General features: G+C 59.0%; 14 protein-coding genes and 2 pseudogenes. 5 read left to right on the plus strand and 11 right to left on the minus strand.

Features of this window, described 5'->3' with window-relative positions; genetic code table 11:
• Positions 1 to 100: 100 nt before the first annotated feature.
• Genes G6N75_RS08715 through grpE form a run of 4 tightly spaced genes read right to left on the minus strand, consistent with a single transcriptional unit; the run spans position 101 to position 4,834 of the window.
• The gene (locus G6N75_RS08715; RefSeq protein WP_165347964.1) at positions 101 to 1,243 is read right to left on the minus strand and encodes a M48 family metallopeptidase; all 1,143 of its coding nucleotides are present in this window, start codon (positions 1,241 to 1,243) and stop codon (positions 101 to 103) included.
• Between the two features lie 22 nt (positions 1,244 to 1,265).
• The gene (locus G6N75_RS08720; protein ID WP_165347965.1) at positions 1,266 to 2,480 is read right to left on the minus strand and encodes a TerB family tellurite resistance protein; all 1,215 of its coding nucleotides are present in this window, start codon (positions 2,478 to 2,480) and stop codon (positions 1,266 to 1,268) included.
• A 9-nt stretch (positions 2,481 to 2,489) separates the two neighbouring features.
• Entirely contained in the window at positions 2,490 to 4,040 is a 1,551-nt protein-coding gene (locus G6N75_RS08725; protein WP_165347966.1) for an Hsp70 family protein, read from the minus strand.
• Positions 4,037 to 4,834: a nucleotide exchange factor GrpE gene (gene grpE, locus G6N75_RS08730; RefSeq protein WP_165347967.1), complete on the minus strand. Its 798-nt coding sequence runs from the start codon at positions 4,832 to 4,834 to the stop codon at positions 4,037 to 4,039. The genes G6N75_RS08725 and grpE overlap by 4 nt, the downstream gene beginning before the upstream one ends.
• A 464-nt stretch (positions 4,835 to 5,298) precedes the next feature.
• Here grpE and G6N75_RS08735 point away from each other — a divergent pair, with 464 nt between their 5' ends.
• The gene (locus G6N75_RS08735; RefSeq protein WP_165347968.1) at positions 5,299 to 5,613 is read left to right on the plus strand and encodes a hypothetical protein; all 315 of its coding nucleotides are present in this window, start codon (positions 5,299 to 5,301) and stop codon (positions 5,611 to 5,613) included.
• Between the two features lie 756 nt (positions 5,614 to 6,369).
• Here G6N75_RS08735 and G6N75_RS08740 read toward each other — a convergent pair.
• Positions 6,370 to 7,593 (minus strand): trypsin-like peptidase domain-containing protein, encoded by a 1,224-nt coding sequence (locus G6N75_RS08740; RefSeq protein ID WP_165347969.1) that lies wholly within the window; start codon positions 7,591 to 7,593, stop codon positions 6,370 to 6,372.
• Positions 7,594 to 8,134: 541 nt separating this feature from the next.
• Between G6N75_RS08740 and G6N75_RS08745 the strand changes: the two genes are divergently transcribed.
• Both G6N75_RS08745 and G6N75_RS08750 read left to right on the plus strand, forming a co-directional pair.
• On the plus strand, positions 8,135 to 8,737 hold the full coding sequence (locus G6N75_RS08745; protein ID WP_165347970.1) for a hypothetical protein: 603 nt from the start codon (positions 8,135 to 8,137) through the stop codon (positions 8,735 to 8,737).
• Positions 8,738 to 9,116: 379 nt separating this feature from the next.
• On the plus strand, positions 9,117 to 9,731 hold the full coding sequence (locus tag G6N75_RS08750; RefSeq protein ID WP_165347971.1) for a Yip1 family protein: 615 nt from the start codon (positions 9,117 to 9,119) through the stop codon (positions 9,729 to 9,731).
• A gap of 1,137 nt (positions 9,732 to 10,868) precedes the next feature.
• On the opposite strand, the gene G6N75_RS08755 is transcribed toward G6N75_RS08750, so the two are convergent.
• The gene (locus tag G6N75_RS08755) at positions 10,869 to 11,474 is read right to left on the minus strand and encodes a PEP-CTERM sorting domain-containing protein (protein WP_165347972.1); all 606 of its coding nucleotides are present in this window, start codon (positions 11,472 to 11,474) and stop codon (positions 10,869 to 10,871) included.
• A 316-nt stretch (positions 11,475 to 11,790) separates the two neighbouring features.
• Here G6N75_RS08755 and G6N75_RS08760 point away from each other — a divergent pair, with 316 nt between their 5' ends.
• Positions 11,791 to 12,981: a LuxR C-terminal-related transcriptional regulator gene (locus G6N75_RS08760; RefSeq protein ID WP_165347973.1), complete on the plus strand. Its 1,191-nt coding sequence runs from the start codon at positions 11,791 to 11,793 to the stop codon at positions 12,979 to 12,981.
• 19 nt (positions 12,982 to 13,000) lie between these two features.
• Here the strand turns inward: G6N75_RS08760 and G6N75_RS08765 are convergent, their stop codons facing one another.
• The 4 genes and pseudogenes from G6N75_RS08765 to G6N75_RS15470 form a co-directional block, all read right to left on the minus strand.
• Positions 13,001 to 13,561, minus strand: coding sequence for a cohesin domain-containing protein (locus G6N75_RS08765; protein WP_165347974.1), 561 nt, complete (start codon positions 13,559 to 13,561; stop codon positions 13,001 to 13,003).
• Between the two features lie 19 nt (positions 13,562 to 13,580).
• Positions 13,581 to 13,838, minus strand: a complete 258-nt coding sequence (locus G6N75_RS15465; RefSeq protein WP_346765510.1) for a dockerin type I domain-containing protein — start codon at positions 13,836 to 13,838, stop codon at positions 13,581 to 13,583.
• Positions 13,830 to 14,015 (minus strand): annotated as a pseudogene (locus G6N75_RS15555) (thrombospondin type 3 repeat-containing protein); the annotation flags it as partial. The pseudogene G6N75_RS15555 and the gene G6N75_RS15465, both read right to left, overlap by 9 nt.
• 36 nt (positions 14,016 to 14,051) lie before the next feature.
• A pseudogene (locus G6N75_RS15470) lies at positions 14,052 to 14,180 on the minus strand (thrombospondin type 3 repeat-containing protein); the annotation flags it as partial.
• A 2,057-nt stretch (positions 14,181 to 16,237) separates the two neighbouring features.
• Here G6N75_RS15470 and G6N75_RS08775 point away from each other — a divergent pair.
• A complete protein-coding gene (locus G6N75_RS08775; protein ID WP_165347975.1) occupies positions 16,238 to 17,308 on the plus strand; it encodes a LuxR C-terminal-related transcriptional regulator in 1,071 nt (356 codons plus the stop codon).
• Between the two features lie 470 nt (positions 17,309 to 17,778).
• Here G6N75_RS08775 and G6N75_RS08780 read toward each other — a convergent pair.
• Positions 17,779 to 18,443 (minus strand): IS3 family transposase (locus G6N75_RS08780; RefSeq protein WP_165347976.1); only part of this gene is annotated, 665 nt, incomplete at its 5' end.

An 18,443-nucleotide genomic window follows, 5' to 3' on the forward strand; every position in this document is an offset into this window, starting at 1 on the left:
GGCGTGTCTCGGATGCAGTGTTTCTCCGATCTTCCTGCGTGGGAACACCGGCGTCTTTAAAGCCAGCGAAATCTACAGCTTCCCGTTCGTCTGACATAGCTCAGTGTCTTTGTGCGGCCAGACCCAGGCGGTCTTCGACAATCGTCAACACGCGGCCGAACTGACTCTCCTCGATGCCCAGAGTAGAGAGGTCATTGCGAAGACGCTGCCAGAATTCCCGTCGCCCGGTCTCGGGGTGGAAGCGGACCTCGCGGATAGCATCCTCAAACTGGATGCCGACCTTGCCAGGTCCGTTCTCGCGCACATAGGACAATGCGCTTTGTACCGCCGGACGCCCATAAAGACGTTCGATGCCGGCCTGCTCCTCCTTGCTGAACACGCCATCGGAGACTGCGGCGAACAGAACTGCCCACATAGCCGCTCGAGAAAAGCTTTCCGCCCGGACCCGGGCGAGCATCTGACCAGTCGCTTCTTCCAGCAGGCTTTCCACCCGCTTATCGACTCTCTCTAAAGCAAGGCCGTGAGTCCCCGTGCCATTGAGGCGCCGGGCCGCCTCCGACATCTCGAACCACAAGAGCGCCTTCATGCGAACCGTCAGTATCGGGTGGGATGCAACGATGCCCGAAGCATGCCCGCCGATACTCTTCAGCCCCCTCAACTGGTCCAGGAAACTCGCCAGGTCGAAGCGCAAATACTCTTCGCTCAGCCCGGTACCCGTCTTCAAGATGGTCCGATATGCGACATCTATCGATCCACAGGCGAGTAGTCCGATCCGGTCCGCGCTTATTTCTCCAGCTCTTTGCAGTGCCAACCAATTGAGCCGCGTACCATCGCCTGTTGCATCGGTTGGCCTGGGATACAAATTGTGCTCGAAGAACATATGGCCGATCTCGTGGCCAATCACGAATGTGAGCTCTTCATCTGACATGAGTTGAATAAGCCCGCTGGAAAGCATCAGAGCGGACTTGTCTTCGCCCCCTATGTGGACGCAAGCAGCCTGCGGGGAGGGGTCGCTGTAAACGTAGCCAGGAATCGCGCTTTGTAATCCAAGCCGGCTCGACGCGGCCCCTATTGAGGCATGCAAGGCAGGCATAAGCTCCGGGCCTATACTGATGGCATCGGCTAACAGCCGAGACCGGGCACTTACATGGGCGTCTTTGGCGTGCTCGCGGTCCAGGTCGATCCCGAAGGTCTTTGGATCGTCCCCGGCGTAACGGCATCCCAGTAAATCGGCGATCAACATGTGCGAACCTGAACGGACCTATTCATGCAACGTGCTTCCGGCGGGCCGCTGCAATCCGGCTCAGCATCTCCTGCGCCTGCTCCCGCTTGCTCGGATCCGAGTGGCTGGCGAGGGAGTTCCACTTTCGATACTCCCGATTCAGATGCTTGCGAACCTCCTCCGGTGACATGGCGCCACTGATTCCCAGCAGGCCGTCATCATCGGCATCACCGACATGCATGGACACCGGGAGTATCTTCTCCTCCATGCCGCGAAGCCTGTCCAGGCTAACCCGCATCCACTCGCCAAGCTGGCGAATGGTATTTAGTTCAGCCTCTTCCGCTCGGCCATCCGCCGCTGCAACATGCAAGCACAGCTCCAACGCATCGTAGCGGCCTGCCGGATCTGATATCTCGGTGAGCTCACTGCACATCGCACGCATATCGAGTTCGCCGGCCGTCGCCTTCTGGTATGCCGCCGTTACAAGACCATTGAGCCGCCGCTTTTCCCTGGACTTCTCCTCGTCATCCTCGATCGCTTCGACGCGCTTTCCTAACCAGGCGCGTATCACGGCTCCCTCGGCGCGATCCATACTTCCATCCGCCGCACTCACGGCCATGGCAAGATCGAGGGTCAGTTCCTCGATCCGAGTGCGGCGTTCTCGCATTTCTTCATAGCCGATCTCAGCCCACTCCACTGAAGTCCGCACGGTTGCAGATGCGAGCACCACACCGCTCACTCTCTGTCCGAAGAAGTACTTGGCTTCGGGGTTCGCAGAAACGACGTCGACATGGAACTCGAGTCGCCGGGTGCCGGATCTCGGCAGCGAAACCATATCAATTGGGACGAACGCTCTCCTGGACCAGTCCGAGATGATCGCGTGCTGGTACGGTAGCGGGGCCGCTTCTGTTCGATACTCGAGAAGGGGAGTATCCGCCTCCTGCATCCAGTCGAGGGCACAGAAGATGGGCTTCGCCTCTCCGTCGGTAATGTCCATGGCGTGGACGACAAACTGAATCTCGAATCCAGCATACGGGGCAGTAATGGGGCCCCTTACCTCGATCTCGAATATGGGTGCCGTGTTGCCTTTGAGCTCTATGGTGGTCTGAGAGACTCTGGCCTCGAATCTTCGTGCCGGTGGTTCTTCTCCTTTAACGGTGGCAACAGCCGACTTCGCGGCCGCGCCAATCGCTCTCAGAGCCCCTCCTAGCAACCAAAAGGCGAACCATATGCCGGCTAACGTCAGAATGACTTCCATTTCAAACCCTCACTCGATCTGGAATTCTTCGAGTGCAGCGCGGCTTTTTCTTTTTGTTTCAGCCTCCAGGGCGCCTTCGAGGGAAGAGAGCTCCACTGCCATCAGGTCGCCCGATTCGACGTCCCGGAAGCTGCATTCCATGCGCTGGTTCTTGTCGTACGAGTAGGTAACCTGGATCGGGCGCCCGGCAGGCCTGTTCGGCGGCAGCGGCATGTTTTCCTGATAGATGATGTTTACGTTATCAGGGTCCTTTGACTCTCCCTGGGTGATCTGCACTTCGATCACATCCTGGCCATCTGCCATCGTGTAGTAGGTCTTGGTCTCACTGCACGGGAGTGATGAGCCCTTTGGAATCAGGATGTCGTTTGCAAGAATGCGGCGCCCGGTCTCCTCATCGGTAGATACGGTGATGGTGCCGTAGCTGTGGTTGGCAACCTCGACCAGCTGAACGTCGCTAAGCCCGCTTCGGACACCCGCCGGCACGAGGGCTGCGTTTTCTTTCAGCGCATTGAGGCCCGAGTAGAGCGCAGCCCCGCATGCGACCGCCTCGTCGAGATTTACCTCCGTGACTGGGGCGAAACCGAAGATTGCCTCCAGCCGTCTCTGAACAAACGGAATCCTGGAGCTTCCGCCAACGAGGAGAACTTTGGAAATCTCGCCCGGGTCCAGCCTGGCTTCGTCAAGGACTGCTTCTACAAGCATCTCAGCCTTCGCCACGAGCGGCGATATCCCTTCCTCAAGCTCTTCTCTGCTCACGGATACTTGCGCCCGTCCCGAATCGTTCTGGATGAGGACACGCTGATTTGGCCGGGTTGTGAGGGCCCGCTTTCTCTCCTCTGCCTGGTTCAGGAACTTCTGCAGCTCGATATCACTCGGGAAAGCAGGCGCGCCGGTTTCGAGCCGAGCCTTCTTGTTCACTATTTCTGCAAGAACCCGGTCGAAATCCGTGCCGCCGAGGTGGCGGTCGCCTTCAGAGGCGATGATGTCGATGTCTCGTCCCGCTACCCTCATCACGGTTACGTCGAACGTGCCGCCACCCAGATCGAAGACAACAATCTTGCCGTTGACCTCATGGTTGGTGGCGTAGAAGAGGGCTGCCGCCGTAGGCTCGTTGATAATTGCTGACACGTTCAGACCAGCCAGTTCCCCGGCATCCATCGTTGCGCGCCGGTGGGATTCAGCGAAGTAAGCTGGGACAGTGATCACGGCATCCCGCACCTTCCCCAACTGGCTTTCAGCATCCAGGCTCAGTTTGCGGAGGATCAGCGATGACAATTCCTCCGGGCGATAGGTTCTGCCCCGGTATCGCCACTGCTTACTGCTTTCCCCCATGTCTCGCTTGACGTCGGTTACAACATTCTGAGGCTCGAGATCGCGGAGGTGTTTTGCTTCTCGTCCGACCAATACGAGTTCAGGCGGGTCATTCTCTGCAAACGCAATGACCGAGGGAGTAAGCCTCTCGCCTTCACTATTTGGGACAATGCTCGCTTTACCTAACGAATCGAGAGCGGCTATCGCCGAATACGTCGTGCCAAGATCTATTCCAACGATTGGTTTCACTGGACCACCTCATCCTGTCGCGCCTGGTACTGGAAGACCCCCACCTCTGCCGGCCTGATGAGCGGCGGCGGTTCAGCTCCCGTTTCACAGATGAACCCCGGTCGGATCAGGCTCGCGATTCGGTCATTCTGTTCTTGGTCATGAGTCGATACCGGGATGGCTGTAGCGGTCTTTCGGTACTCGGAATACTTGCCTCCCAGGGGCGGCTCGAAGGAAACCACCCCCTCATTGCTCAGAAGAATCTCCAGATGATCTTTGATGAGATCGAGCGCCTCGGTACTCGAGTCGTTACCCGATGCTTCGGCAAGCTCCATTTGCTCTCGGATCTCATCCAACGCCCTCAGGATTCCGAGGATCAGGGACTTGTTGATTGTCCAGTGGTATCCGTCCTGGAACCGCCGCAGCTGGCGATCAGCATTGGAGGCTTGATCCCGGAGAGCCCCCAGGATCGCATCAATCTCGGCGAAGCGGCTGGCCTGCTCACCTAACAGGCGGACCAGATTGTCCTGGACTCTCGCGGTTGTCTCAGAGCGTTTCAGGGAGTCGTCGAGAAGTTTCTCGAAACCTTCCTGGTTGACCTTGAGCAACGAATTGATCGCCTCCCGGTGGCGAGCCTCGGAGGTCTTCCGGAGCTTCTCTACTTCACCCCTTAGTTTCTGCAGCTCCTGGTTGAGCGAGTCGGGTGAATCAATCACCTTTGCATTGCGGTGAACCTTTGCGACGACCTTGAGCAGGTAAGCAATCGTTCCGAGCAGCAGCAGGGGAATTGCATATGTAGAAATGACCTCGCTCATCCTTGCCTCCAAAGATCCTTGAAGCGTTATCGGCAGATGCCTAGCCGGTGCAACGAGGACACCACGTTTGGTTGTCCAATTTTGTGATATGGCTCAAAAATCCCACATGTGGCAATTAAGGGATTTACGTAGCCGGAAGGCGGGGCAACGGACGCGGCACGAAAGGGTCTTATGTCCCTCGCACCTTGAACCGCCAAAGCCCAACCGGAGGCCCGGACGGTGAACCCGCGTCACGCGCAAGACGTCATGGCCCTTACGTTCAGGGAAGGCCCCGTATGACGCATTCTGCAGACGCCATCAATCGGGCGAGGGGCAGGCAATCAGTGGGAAGTACTTAGAAAAAGGGATTGGAATTTGTGAACGCCGTGCGGCCCGTGAACTGGAGTCTGACTTAAATTCGATCTCGAGTTTGGGATCGATCAGACGGATTCTGAACGACGGTCAACGTTGAAGGAGTAACGCTTATGTCTCGCGAAAATCCGAATGATAAAGGGTTCACCTGGTGGTCAGTCTGGGCTTGGCTCGGTCTAACTCTCGGCAACCTTGTCACTTTTGCCCAGCTCGCTGAATTGCCGGAAGCGGCTTTGATTCTCGTGGGCTTGAATACGGTTCTCATGGTACTGGTTCTTCGATACAACAAGTATGCTTTCTTGATCGCCACGGTGCTCACGCTCAATCCCATCGTGTGGCTTATCAATGGCGTGTATCTGAAGAGGCGCTGGAATCATCCGCGTGTTAACAAGGGCTCAGCCACGACAGAATCCGTCGCTGCGTACTAAGTGGTATCTGGGGCGCATGTTCGGGTTCCCCTCGGCTTCGCTTTGTGGTCGCTCGTAGCCGCTTAGTAGGAACTGTTGCGATGCAGGATTTTGGGGTCTTGGCCTACCGCTCGCCTATCTGACAGTTGCCTACCAGGCCTGAACCCGTCGAGGGGCTATCTCCTCGGCGGGTTTTCATTTGCCGGCAACAAGGAGAACCCCATGAGAATCTGCTCTTCCCTCGGCTCCATGGACGCCGTAGGGGAATGCCGGCGGAGCCCGACTCAGGAGGGAAACGTCGTCTACATGCTGGGAACAGTGTAGAACCCGTCCTCACCGTCATCCATGGCTTGAAGCCCTCTGTCCTGGATCAATTGAGCATGTTGCCAATGGTCATGGCCAGGAGAACAGCTGCACAGAAATACGCAAACGGCAGAACGGACTTCAGTAGATTTCGCGTAAGGTTGGACCATTGGCGGGCATCGATATGACCAACAAGGACTTGGGACGCCTTGTATCCAGCCAATACGACACCGAGCAGGACCAATACGCCCAGTGACGCAACAGATGTTGCCGCGTCATGGGATGGCCCTCGGAGAGGAGCCAAAATGGCGTTCGCCAAACCTGTTACGACGATGACGGAGTATAAACAAAGGCCACCCCATAAATGGAGCACGCACCATAAACTAGATCGCCGCGGCGTAGACAAGGCGTCTAGATCGTCTTCATCTCGCACAACTCGCATACACTAACTCCTTAGCCCGGTCCAGTAGTGGCTCAGTCCTTGCGGAACATGAGAATGGTATACAGGCAGTCCGGAGCAGCACATTCATACATGTTCACGCCCACCCAGTACTGTTGCCGATAGCCAACATCGAACTGCACGAAGGCTTCTGGATTGACTTCTGCATCAACGCCAACGAGCTCCTCCGCACTGTCCATGACAATCAGGTCCAAGTCGATGCAGTCATCATCACAAACACCGACAGCCATGTAGTGTCCGGGCCCGAGGGATACATACCCGCCTTCCATCTCGTCTGGCTCGAGCGCCCCCGCTGACCCAAATTGATCCAAGTAAGTCCACCCTTCGTCTGCCGCAACGGCGGTGATCACGAGAGCCCTTACGGCCACCTGTTGACCATACTCGTCAAGATCCTGGAGGCTTGCCAGCGTCTCGCGCGGCAGAACGTCCATGAGTTCTCTGGATTCGTCTGCACGGCTTTCAATCAATTTCTGTTCGTCCGTCTTGAGTTCGCTCGCCACCGTCTCAAACGGAGTCGGGGATGGCGCGAGCTGCAACATACCTCTCGCATGTCTCGCTGGTATTGCCATATTGAGGTTCTGGCCATCCTCATAGAACGCTGTCGCGACACCGATCACTTCGCCACGTTCGTTCATGACTGGCCCGCCCGACGAGCCTTCGGAGATCGGGGCGGTGATCTGAAGATAGGTCACACCATCCTCGACGCGCTTCGCGCTAACCAGGCCATCGCTGAACGTGCCCCTCAGGCCCAAGGGATTCCCGATGGCGTAGACGGCGTCGCCAACTTGAACACCCCTTTCATCGGCAATGGTGAGTGCAGTCACCTCTGCCACTGGGATCTGGAGGAGGATAAGGTCTCTTCGGGTATCCTTGGATAGCACATAGACGGCATCGAAAACCTCACCGTCTGAGAGCTCCACAGAAAGGCTCTCCGCACCGGCAACGACGTGGAAATTAGTTACCAGGACGCCGTCGTTTTGGATGAAGAATCCAGTGCCTGACTGGATTATCTCGCCATCGCGATATGCGCTCAGCGTAACCACGGCATCGCGGGCCCGGGCTGCCAGTTCAGCGGGAGTAAGTCGAGTTGGGGCCGGTGCCGCAGCACCCTGTTCCAGGTGCAGGGGAGGCGAGACTTCGACCGAGCGGCGCTCGTGTGGTCTCGTTGTCGTGCAGCCCACCGCGATCATAAGAGACGCGAAGAGAACCGCGCCGTAGGGCCTGATTGCTGGGCTCATATCCTTGCCTCACTAGCGTTCGTCCTATCTACGTCGACCATCCTGCCGCCGGCTGAAACCGGGTTGCGTTAAATGCGTCACAACATGGGCGGAATTTCCTACTGCGGGTCGCTCAAACCGACACAAATTACGTACTAACCACGAGAAGCGTGGGAGCGGGGTTTGGCTGTCTGCGCATCCTTGCGTGCGGTAGAACATGGCTCTCGTTGAACACGAAGCGCGGCTAGCCGCGGGGCAGGGACGTCCGCAGGTCGCCACCCACGGCCGCCTGAGGGGCCGCAGGCGGGACGCTTCCGGAGCCGGCCGCAGGGTTTGATGGGGCGACACTGGGCGCGAGGATTGCGCGATAGCGTGGGCGGCACAGAACTCGGCTCCCGGCGCGAAAGATCAAGATACTCGACGCCCGTCAGAGAAGCCTATAGCGCAGTTCCTAATATGGATTATGCCGGATGTCGAGGAACTCGCCATGTCGCCTAGAATCAGCTGAGGTCAGCGAAAGGCGTGTCCGGGGAATCGCCCGGTAGGCCACGGAGGGATCAAAGTGTTCAAGAAACTGAAAGAGTTCTTCGGCGAGCCGTCCGAGGAAGAGCGCTTGGGCCAAATATGCGCTTTGGTGCTAGCTCAAGATCAGTTCTCCGAGTTGAGAAAATCGGAGGCGATTGTTAAGACGATCACTGACCGAGTAGGCACCTCAGTGGCGACTATTCTGGAATCGAAGGAAGAAAGCTCAAGAGCTTACGCGGCTCGACTGGAACTATTAAAAGCCGCAAAGAGAATGGCCATGGCTAAGAGGTTCCCGTATCTCCCGGAGCGGGAACGCATTGAGCTAGCTGCGCGGCATTGGCCCGATCACGCATTGTCTCCAGAAGAAGCACTGAGTGCAGCGAACACAAATTATTGTGTCGCCTTCGGTGAAACCGTCTGTCTAGACATGATACTCGGTCAAATCGACACTACGGGAGAAAGGAACTGGTGGGCTGAGTACTTGATTCTTTGCATGGCTGATCCCGATGCCCCTGTCGTGGATTCCGCAGAGCAAGCAATCCTTAACGGCAACGGGATGGAAGAGTTTTCATCAGAATTGGCAGAGGCCCAGGCTGCAGTTAAGGCCTTGGCGACGAATGCCGATAACAGGCAGGAATAGCCTCCTCATACCGGCAAGGACTTTTCGCCCTCAACAGGACAAGCAGCGAGATCATCCGTGGACATCTTGGAGTCGCCCTTATTGCTATACCCCGTTCTCTATCTCGGGCTCGGAGTAATTGCGTTTGGCCTTATCTGGCTTTCAGACAAGCTGATCCTCGCCGTACAGGGTTTCTATGACGAAATCCCCTTAACCCTGTTCGGGGCATTAATCATAGTTTTGTTCTGGCCCATTGCTCTTCTAGGCCGACTCATAATGCTCCCAATGCAACTCTGGACTGCGTATGAACAGCGCGTGCTGTACCGGAGAGACAAGACCTAAGGATGTACGGCCCTAATCAGGCGGCGATCACTGAAACATTTTTGACGGAGAGAAATGGATGTCTCAAGCAGAAGATCGATTCCCGAATCCTTGGCGTACGATTTGGACCGCGCCGCGATCCACTTTCAGACGACTGATCGACACGAGCCCAACTAGATCGGTAATTCTGCTGGCCGGCTTGGGCGGAATCTCTAATGGCCTCGACAGAGCGTCAGCTCAAAATCTCGGGGACGCCTATCCCTTACCCGAAATCTTGTTGATTATCCTATTCGCCGGCCCAGTCGGCGGTGTAATTGGCCTCTACCTGGTTTCCTGGCTGCTACGTCTTGTCGGGAACTGGCTGGGCGGCACAGCTACGTCAGAAACTGTTCGTACTGCAGTCGCCTGGTCGCAAGTTCCTTTAGTTGCGAGCTTAGTACTCTGGGTTCTAGCACTACCCGTTTTCGGCTCAGATCTCTTCTCTACCAACACCCCCAGGGTCGACGCGAATCCTATGCTTTTCTTGGAGTTCGGCTTAATCGATATCGCGTTGGCCATATGGGTGTTGGTGCTGACAGTGATCGGCTTGTCGGAAGCAAACCGCTTCGCCATATGGCGAGCAGTTACCAGCATACTATTGGCGATGGTCCTTGTTGTTGCTGCCGTTTCGCTGCCGATTCTATTGATTGGTTAGGCGTTCTCGAGAGCACCCAGAATCGCACTCGGCGAAGGAGGCGCAACCTGATCTGCGAAGTGTACGATTGCTACAAGCCGGACGACTAACCGGAATGACTGAAGTGCGCGCGAGCCTCACTAACCAGGAAGGTCACAGCCGTGTCCAGATTCTTGAACTTCGTCGGCTTTGTCGATCCGTTAGCGCTACTGCAAGAGACAAGCACTAGCTCGCCCTTACCCTCAATTCGTATCAGGCGGACGATATAGAGCTTTTGCTCCTTTCCCGGCAGCCTCATGCCGATAGCTGATGAGCTGCAGAAAGCCTCGAATCCTGGCTTGGTCCCAAATTCCTCGTTCAGGGAAGCTGCTGCTTGCTCGGTTGGGTACATTCTTTCGCGAAGATCAAGAGCTCGTCTATTGTCGGATTCCCCTGATAAGGCCCGCTCACAAATAGAGGCTTCGAGGTGATGGATCTGCCGATATTAGGCGGGCGCGAAGTCATTCAGGGAATTGTGTGGAACCTTCTCATTGTAGCCCCGAAGCCCGCGGGGCATGGACGCCCTCAGGTTGCCACCCAGGGCCGCCGGAGGAGCCGCAGGCGGCGCGATCGCCAGTCGGGCGCGGCAACGTAGTGCTCCCGACATTTGCGAGTCGCGAACTCTCGGCAAGTTCGGACGATGCTCGGGCCCTCTCGCACCGACCTTGGCCCAAGTTCGGACGGGTCAGCCCGGGGGAATTCGCTAAGCCGTTGAGCGGCATTTACCAAGGGATTCCCGGTCCCCTGGTTTCTGGCGGGGGGTTCGGGCGGTGGTTCGGACGCCAGTTCGGACGAGTCAGGGAGTCAATGAAGGGACCGAAAATCCCCTTACCTTTCTTCAGCTTTTCCGTTTAAAAACAAACAGTTCCAGATGCTCATAATCCCTTGGTTCCAGGTTCGAGTCCTGGCGGGCCCACCATCAAAATCAAGGGCTTAGGGCAGCTATGCCGGGACGCGAAGGGATTGGAGTCCCTTGGGGTCGGCATAGGTGTGCGGATTCGTAACCGCAGCCGGTGGGGACGCCATATTGGCGACACCATTGATGCCTGCTTCCGACTAGGGCCAGCCAAAAAAAAAGCCCCGCACTAGGCGGGGCCTTTTGACGCGCTGATCCGAAACTCAGGCTTTCTTCCTTCGGGCGGCGCCCATACCGATCAGGCCCAGGCCCAGAAGAGCCAGCGTGCCCGGCTCCGGCACAGCGATTCTATCCGCCGAGCCGCTCAACTCCGTCCTAAACGCCCCGATGACTCCATCGTCACGGATGACAAAGTCCAGCGTATTGATACCAGCAACGAATCCGGTGCTGATCTGCCAGGCATGCAGCGTATTGAAGTTGTTAACGGTAACCCCAAGCAACTCGATGCCGGTGCTAACACCGTTGATCAAGATGTCGATCCCCTGATTGTCCGTCCCCCATGCTCCGTTCAATACGGCCGTAAGCGGGTCGAATCCGGTGAGATCGAAAGTCGTGCGGAAAGTGATAGTGGTGTTGATTGGCGTACCTGCGCCGGTCTGCCAAATCCACTGCGAGTTCGCATCGTTTGGCAGATACGTCCCTGCGGGATTCGTAACGACAACAGCAGGTGCATTTCCGTTCTCGATAACGGTGTAATTGGCATCTGCGCTACCTGGGGCAAGCGGATTGCCGTCGATATCGAGACCTGTACCGAAAACCGAAATCACACCAGCATTCGCTGCAATCGGTGAAATCACCAAGGCGATCAAGGCCAGACAAGCTCTTTTGGATCGTGTCACTACGGCATCTCCAACTGGGCAAAAACTCTTACTCTGAAAGTGAACCGAGCAAGATCTATGCCAGACAATCCGACTCTCTATCTTTCAATCGTTTAGGTACTTGTGGGGCAGCCCAGCACGGAGAACATGTAAATTCTACCGACAATCAAGCCGACCCATACCTCGTTCAGAGCCTTATCGTGTGTTATCCCCCAAACGGGGGATTGCACGCATCGATCATTCGGGTGTATCGAAGTAAAAAAAACCGGCCTTTGGGGAGGCCGGAGCCATACGGAATTGGCCGTAGATGTCGAGCAGCCGTCCACCCGACTCGTTCGAACAACGTTACGACGCTTGCGTCGAGGCGTTCTATGGCGCATCAGTCGGCAAGGTCAGCTGGTCCATCGCTTGTCAGAACCTGGCCGACCTGGTGGGCGTCTGGACCATCCAGATCACCGGGATCGGCAAGCGCGCCATGGCCACCCGCTTCTCCTGGGACGGCGGATCCGTTCCCGCCCAGGTCTGGCTGGATTACTTCACCCGCTATCACGCGATCAATCCCCGCATCCCGCCCAGCGTGGGACTCGAGGTCGGGGGATGGCAGCATGACCATGAGCTGTTCCCGGCCGAGATCTACGAGGAGTCGCCGTTCTTCCGGGAGTTCCTGATTCCCTACGGCGCCAAGTACTGCTCGGCCACCAAGCTCATCGACGACGACGACATGGTCGTGATCCTCGCCGCGCATCTCAAGCGCGACCGGCCGCCGCTCACGGAAGCCCAGGTCGGCTTGCTGGATCGTGTCCGCTGCCACCTGGTCCAGGCCATCGAGGCGTATCGCTCGCTGCAACGCGGCTTGAGTGATTCGCTCATCGCCAGGACCATGCTCGACGCGCTGCCGCAACCAGTAATGCTGGTCGACGAAACCTTGTATCTGCATCATTTCAACCGCGCGGCCGCGGACATGCTGGGAGCCTCAGGCGCCGTGTTCGAACGCGGCGGCATGCTGCGCTTCAAGGAAAGGCAGGACTCGGACCGCACCGTGCTGGCCATCCGGGAGCTGGGCCTGACCGGCGCCGTGGCCCTGGATGAACGCCAGCATCAAGTTGTCTTTCGTCTCGGCGAGCAGGCGGGTCATGCCGAGCTCCTGGTGATCGCAATCGGCGTTCACCCGGAGGAGACGATGGCGATGTTCGGCGGCGCTCCGCGAGCCATCCTCCTGTTCCACCGACTCGACGGCGAGGTCCGCCTGGATCCGCTCATCATCGGCCACGCCTTCGGCCTGACTCCGGCCGAAGCGCAGGTCGCCGCCACCCTGGTCGCCGGGCAGACCATCGCCGAGGTTGCCAAGTCGCGATGCGTCAGCCTGGAGACCGTGCGCTCGCAGGTGCGCAGCATTTGCGCCAAGGTCGGCGTGTCCCGGCAGGCCGACCTGGCGCGCGTGCTCACCCAGCTGCCCCAGGTGAACCTGGAGCTCAGTCCGCGGACGTTCCTGAGGTAGCTCTTCGCCTCGCAGCCCGCTATGCCGGCCTCCTCCGCGAGACTGAAAGAAGGAACAAGGAAACAGCCAGCAGCCCCAGCGCGCCCGGTTCAGGTACCGCCGCTGGATCGCGGGGGCGGATATCGATCCGGGTTCCCGCCGTCTCGGCGATCAACGGGTCCCCGAAGAAGTCACCCAGCTCGATCACGTCGAGGCCCACCTGGGCGCTGCCCGCCGCCAGCGCCGTGAAGGCCAGCGAGAACAGCCGGAAAGGCGCCCCGTCCTGGTTAAACAGACCGGACCACGAGAGCTCAAAGACCGATACAACTCCCGAACCCAGTTCGACCTCCTGGATCGAGTCGCCGGGTCCATCCAGGAAGATGTCGAACACGACTCCGGAGAACGCGAGGATCCCGGGATCGAAGAGGACGTCGATATCGAAGACACCGACCAGCTCGCCTACTGGGTCGATAACCACATCGACGATGAACTCGTCGCCGACGAAGCCCTCCGTGGCATCCGGCTCCGCAGTGATCAATGCCGCCTGGGCGCCGCCGGAAGCAGCCAGGAGCCATGCCAGAATCAAAGCTCGCATCTTCATTGTCTCTCTCCCCCCTGAATCACTGAATCGCGCAGCGCGGCGCGTCACACTGGATCACGCACTGGCGCGCGTCGAGTGCCGAGATCTGTCCGTCACCGTTCGCATCGCGCGGATCGTCCGGACCGCTGGACGCGGAACCACGCGCCCGAGATATCAAGCCGATGTCGAGTCGATCGACATCGCCGTCACCGTCCGCATCGCAGGTCCGCACCTCGACGACCTGGCAGGCATCACCGGTGCCGTCTCCATCCGAATCCGCCTGGTCCGGGTTGGCCACAGCGGCACAGTTGTCGCAGGCGTCCCCGACCCCATCAGCGTCGGCATCGGCCTGGTCTGCGTTCGGAGTCGCTGGACAGTTGTCGCAGCTCTCGCCTATGCCGTCGCCGTCACTGTCGAGCTGATCGGGATTGGGCCGGGCGGGGCAATTGTCACAAGCGTCGCCAATCCCGTCAGAATCGGCGTCCGCCTGGTCAGGATTGGCGGCACCGGGACAGTTGTCGCATGCATCGCCGACGCGGTCCCCATCGAGGTCCGCCTGGTCAGGATTAGGGACGGCGGGGCAGTTATCGAAGGTGTCACCGACGCCGTCCTGGTCTATGTCGTCGGTATCGATCACCACCGGCTTCATCGTGAAACTAACGTCTTCCGGCGTATCCCCGGAAAATGTCAGCCCGGTCACGAAAGCGGTGGCATCGTCCGGATCCAGGGCCTCTCCCTGGTCGATGCCGGCGATCCGAAACTCACGGACCGGCGCGGCGGAATGGTTTGCGAAAGTCACCGCCAGACCCGCCTGCATCGGTATGGAAAGACCATTGAACTCCACGGTGAACTCGGCGTCTCCGCCCGGCAAGGCTGCCGGAATCAGCGCTGAGGTGAAGGCGCCGGGGACACCCAGGTCGATCGCGTAGTCGTACCCCACGGCAATCGGAGGATCGAAGAAGGTGCGCCGGTCCGGGGGCGGGCAGAAATCGCCACCGAGCACCGTGACCCAGCACCGACCCTGGAAGCGCCAACCGCCACCCTCTTCCGGAAGCAGAACGTTCTCGGGAGCAGGCAGCACCGGTCGGCCGGGCTCCGCTCCCACCGGCGGGGTCGCGATGAAGAGCGCATCAATGCTCGACTGTATTTGCGATCCTCCGGCATCGAGCAGTTGCCCGGATGCACTGGCAACTATCTGGCCCGCATCGTTAAACGAACTAACACCAAGGTCGGTCACGTCGTTGGCGTAGCTTCCTGTCCTGAACGATCGTCCATCGTCGAATGGAACATCCAGGTCCACGGCCAGGAGCGGACCATCGCCGGATGCATCGCCGACGTAGATCCGCCCCACGCCAGACCCGATCGTGGTGTCCGTCTTCTGGCCCACGAACATGACCCGGTTGAGATTGTTCAGGCTCGTGCCTTTGGACGTCTGGCCTCTTGCCTGGGAAAAATTGATGAACTCGTCCTGGCCGGCCTGCACGACGGGGAATACATCACCCTGTGGACTGATGAGCACCACGCGGGGGTTCGGATTAGTTATCGAGGTGTTTGAATTGAAAGAGAGGCTCGCCCATCCGTTGTCGTTGACACCTGGAGTAGGGAAATCCGTGTAACCGAGACCGACCCAATCACCAAGCGCCACGGACTGTACGCCACCCGGCGGTTGCCAAGTGAACAGTGCGGTTGCCCGCTCAACAGTGCTGGGATCAATAATGGGTCCCACCGCAAACACCTGACCGGCCTCGTTGATCTGGACAAAGCTCTGGTACCAAAAGTTGGGGTTTTGTCCCGTCTGCTCTTTCGTGAAGCCGTCCGACCGTTCGAGCTCCCTGGAATTCAAGCCCGTCGATGCCATCTGCAGGAGGGCGCTGACGCTGCCGGCGGACGATGGCGCGCGGAATAAGTCACGGATCTCCCGGATCAGGCTGCCGTCACGATCGAACAAGCCGTAGCCGATATCGTCGCGTATGACGGTCCCGGCAGCATCCCGGATGCGCCACGTCAGCGGGACCGAGATGATCCCGTTGTCGTTGATGCCCAACAGGTGGAAATTGCCAGTCCATCGCGGGCCAATCTCCTCCAGGCGATCGGTCGTCTCGAACAAGACTTCCGCCGCTTCTCCCGGCGCCTTGTAGTAGACGCGGTACAGGTTGTACCCGGAGAACGTGGAGCCAATCCGCTGGCGGGTGACGAAGACAACCTCGCCGTTGTTGTTGATGGCCGACCCCGCCCCGACGATCTGTTCATCGAGGATGCTTGGGGACTGCTCCACGAAGATGGGTTCGTAGGTGTACCCGTTCACCGCTCCCGCTGGCGTAGCCGGCGACATCAACGCCAACGCCAACAGTCCGAGCATCGTGACGCGAAGTCTTGAAATTCCTGCTGTCCCCACCATGGTCCACTCTCCCCCCGATCACCGATTGCCTTGGCTTCTGTGCTGCTCGCGGTTTCCAGGTCGTTGGTCTTGTATTTCGACCGAACAAAGCAGCGAGCGACTGGAGAATGAGACGCTAGAGGATCGTGTGCGAGACGGTCATCCCCCAGTTGGGGGAAGTAGCGAAAACTGGTGCTCGCTGCGGCCGATCAGTGATGAAGGCGCAACCGGACCGACATTTGGACCAATGCGCGGCTCGGTTCCATGCCGCCGCGATCGACGGCGCCACGTGATCGGACGCGTGCAGAGCGCTGGCCGGGTTGCTTGATGCCGGGTGCCTGCAGATCACGGGACTCGATCGCCGCACCGGTGCGGTCCGCTTTTCCTGGGATGGCGGTGTCGCGCCGCCGCAAGCCTGGCTCGATTACTTCACCCACTACCATCGGGTGAATCCCCGGCTGCCGTTCGGTCTGGAGCTGAAAGTCGGCACCTGGCAACACGACCACGAGATCCTGTCGCGGGCAGTGCTCGAGGAAGACCCGTTCTTCAAGGACTTTCTCGTCCCCTACGGCGGTCGGTACTGCTCGGCAACGAACTTGCTGGAAGATGACGAGATCGTGATCATCCTCGCAGCGATCGCCCACAGCGACCGGCCACCGCTGACCGAGGCAGAAATCTCGCTGCTGGAGCGCTTCCGGACTCACCTCATCCAGGCGATCCAGGTCTACCGCACCCGCCAACGGGGCCAAGCCGAGTCGCTCGTCGCAAGGCAATTGCTCGATGCGCTGACCCAGCCGGTGCTCCTGATCGACGATACCCAGTACGTGCACCATGCCAATGCCGCGGCCCGCCAGTTACTGGATTCAGGCGGCGTGATGGCCGAGCGCCGCGGGACATTGAACCTGCGGCGCGCGCGAGACTCGGGTCGGCTGAACGCAGCGCTGCGGCAGCTTGGCCTGACAGGGAATCTCGCTCCGGATGACACGAGCGCCAAAGTCGTCTTTCGCGTCGCCGACCAGACTGGCGAGGACAGTCATCTGGTTGTCGCGATCGCCGTGCGGCCAGACGAGACCATGGCCATCTTCGGCTTTTCACCGCGAGCAGTTTTGCTGTTCCATCCTCTTAAGGGACCCCAAGGCCTGGATCCGTTGATTGTCGGCCACGCCTTCGGTCTCACCCCGGCGGAAGCGCAGGTAGCCGCCGCGATCGCCGGGGGCGCTTCGATCGGGAGCATAGCCGAGGCGCGCGCGCTGAGTCTGGAGACCATTCGCTCCCAGTTGCGCAGCATCTTCCTCAAGGTCGGAGTGAGCCGCCAGGCGGACCTGGCCAGGGTCCTCTCCACCCTGCCGCAGACGAATCTCGAGCACGGCAGGACCCTGATCATCCGCTAGGTTGGGTCGGACAACGCTCGGAGATGTTCGGACCGGCCTCGGCCCAGGTCCGGGCGGGTCAGCCGGGCGACTTCGCTAAACCGTTGACCGGCATGAACCGAGGGATTCCCGATCCCGCGGTCTCGGGCGAGAGGTTCGGACCGCGGTTCGGAAGCCAGTTCGGGCGGGAAACTCTGACTGATGCGGGCAGAGAAAAATCCCTTAGTTCTCGTCCAAATATCTCAACTAATCAAGGACTTGTGCCTGATGCTCATAATCCCTTGGTTCCAGGTTCGAGTCCTGGCGGGCCCACCAACCTATTCAATGGGTTGGGGTTTTATGCCGGGAGGCGAAGGGATTGGAATCCCTTGGTGTGGGGCATAGTCAGGGCCAATCGAACTTGTAAATCCCCTCGCACGCCGCAGTGAACCGGCCTACCGCTGACCGTACCCCTTGAACCAAGCCGGCCTTGATGTGGGAAATTGAGCATATCAGGCGGCTTCGCGAGCAAACACTGCCGGAGGCTTTTTGCCCAGAGAGCGATGCGGCCTGACGTGGTTGTAGTGGGTACGCCAGGCATCGATTGTTGATCCGGCATCCGCCAGCGTGGCGAACCAGTGCAGGTCCAGGCAGTACTCACGGAACTTGGCGTTGAAGCTCTCGACGAAGGCGTTCTGGGTCGGCTTGCCAGGCTGGATGAAGTGCAGCTTGACCCCACGCTCTTTGGCCCAGAAGAACATGGCTTTGCTGGTCAGCTCAGGACCGTTGTCCATGACGATCTGCCTGGCCAGGGGGCGGGATCGAGCTAACTGATCCAGTTCTCGAGCCAGACGCTCGCCGCTGATTGAGAAGTCGACGATCTGCAGCACGCACTCACGGCTGAAGTCATCGACGACGTTAAACACACGGAACCGTCGGCCATTCGCCAGTTGGTCTGAGACGAAGTCCACGGACCAGCGCTCGTTGATGCGACTCGGCAGCGCTAACGGAACCCGAGGACGGGTCAGCTTCTTGCGGCGCTTCGTGCGGACCTGCAGGCCCTCTTCTCGATATACCCGATAGGTCCGCTTCGGGTTCACCACCAGGCCCTCCGTCTTGAGCATGTCATGCAGTGTCGGATAGCCATAACGGGGATAGCGTTCGGCCAGCGTCTTCA

This window comes from Thioalkalivibrio sp. XN8, from assembly GCF_011058255.1.
Lineage (GTDB): Bacteria > Pseudomonadota > Gammaproteobacteria > Steroidobacterales > XN24 > XN24.

What these genes read in the sequence shown, in the direction of transcription:
- G6N75_RS08715 (WP_165347964.1), bottom strand. Translation starts at nt 1,243, where the DNA reads ATGTTGATCGCCGATTTACTGGGATGCCGTTACGCCGGGGACGATCCA.
- G6N75_RS08720 (WP_165347965.1), bottom strand. Translation starts at nt 2,480, where the DNA reads ATGGAAGTCATTCTGACGTTAGCCGGCATATGGTTCGCCTTTTGGTTG.
- grpE (WP_165347967.1), bottom strand. Translation starts at nt 4,834, where the DNA reads ATGAGCGAGGTCATTTCTACATATGCAATTCCCCTGCTGCTGCTCGGA.
- G6N75_RS08735 (WP_165347968.1), top strand. Translation starts at nt 5,299, where the DNA reads ATGTCTCGCGAAAATCCGAATGATAAAGGGTTCACCTGGTGGTCAGTC.
- G6N75_RS08740 (WP_165347969.1), bottom strand. Translation starts at nt 7,593, where the DNA reads ATGAGCCCAGCAATCAGGCCCTACGGCGCGGTTCTCTTCGCGTCTCTT.
- G6N75_RS08750 (WP_165347971.1), top strand. Translation starts at nt 9,117, where the DNA reads ATGTCTCAAGCAGAAGATCGATTCCCGAATCCTTGGCGTACGATTTGG.
- G6N75_RS08760 (WP_165347973.1), top strand. Translation starts at nt 11,791, where the DNA reads ATGTCGAGCAGCCGTCCACCCGACTCGTTCGAACAACGTTACGACGCT.
- G6N75_RS08765 (WP_165347974.1), bottom strand. Translation starts at nt 13,561, where the DNA reads ATGAAGATGCGAGCTTTGATTCTGGCATGGCTCCTGGCTGCTTCCGGC.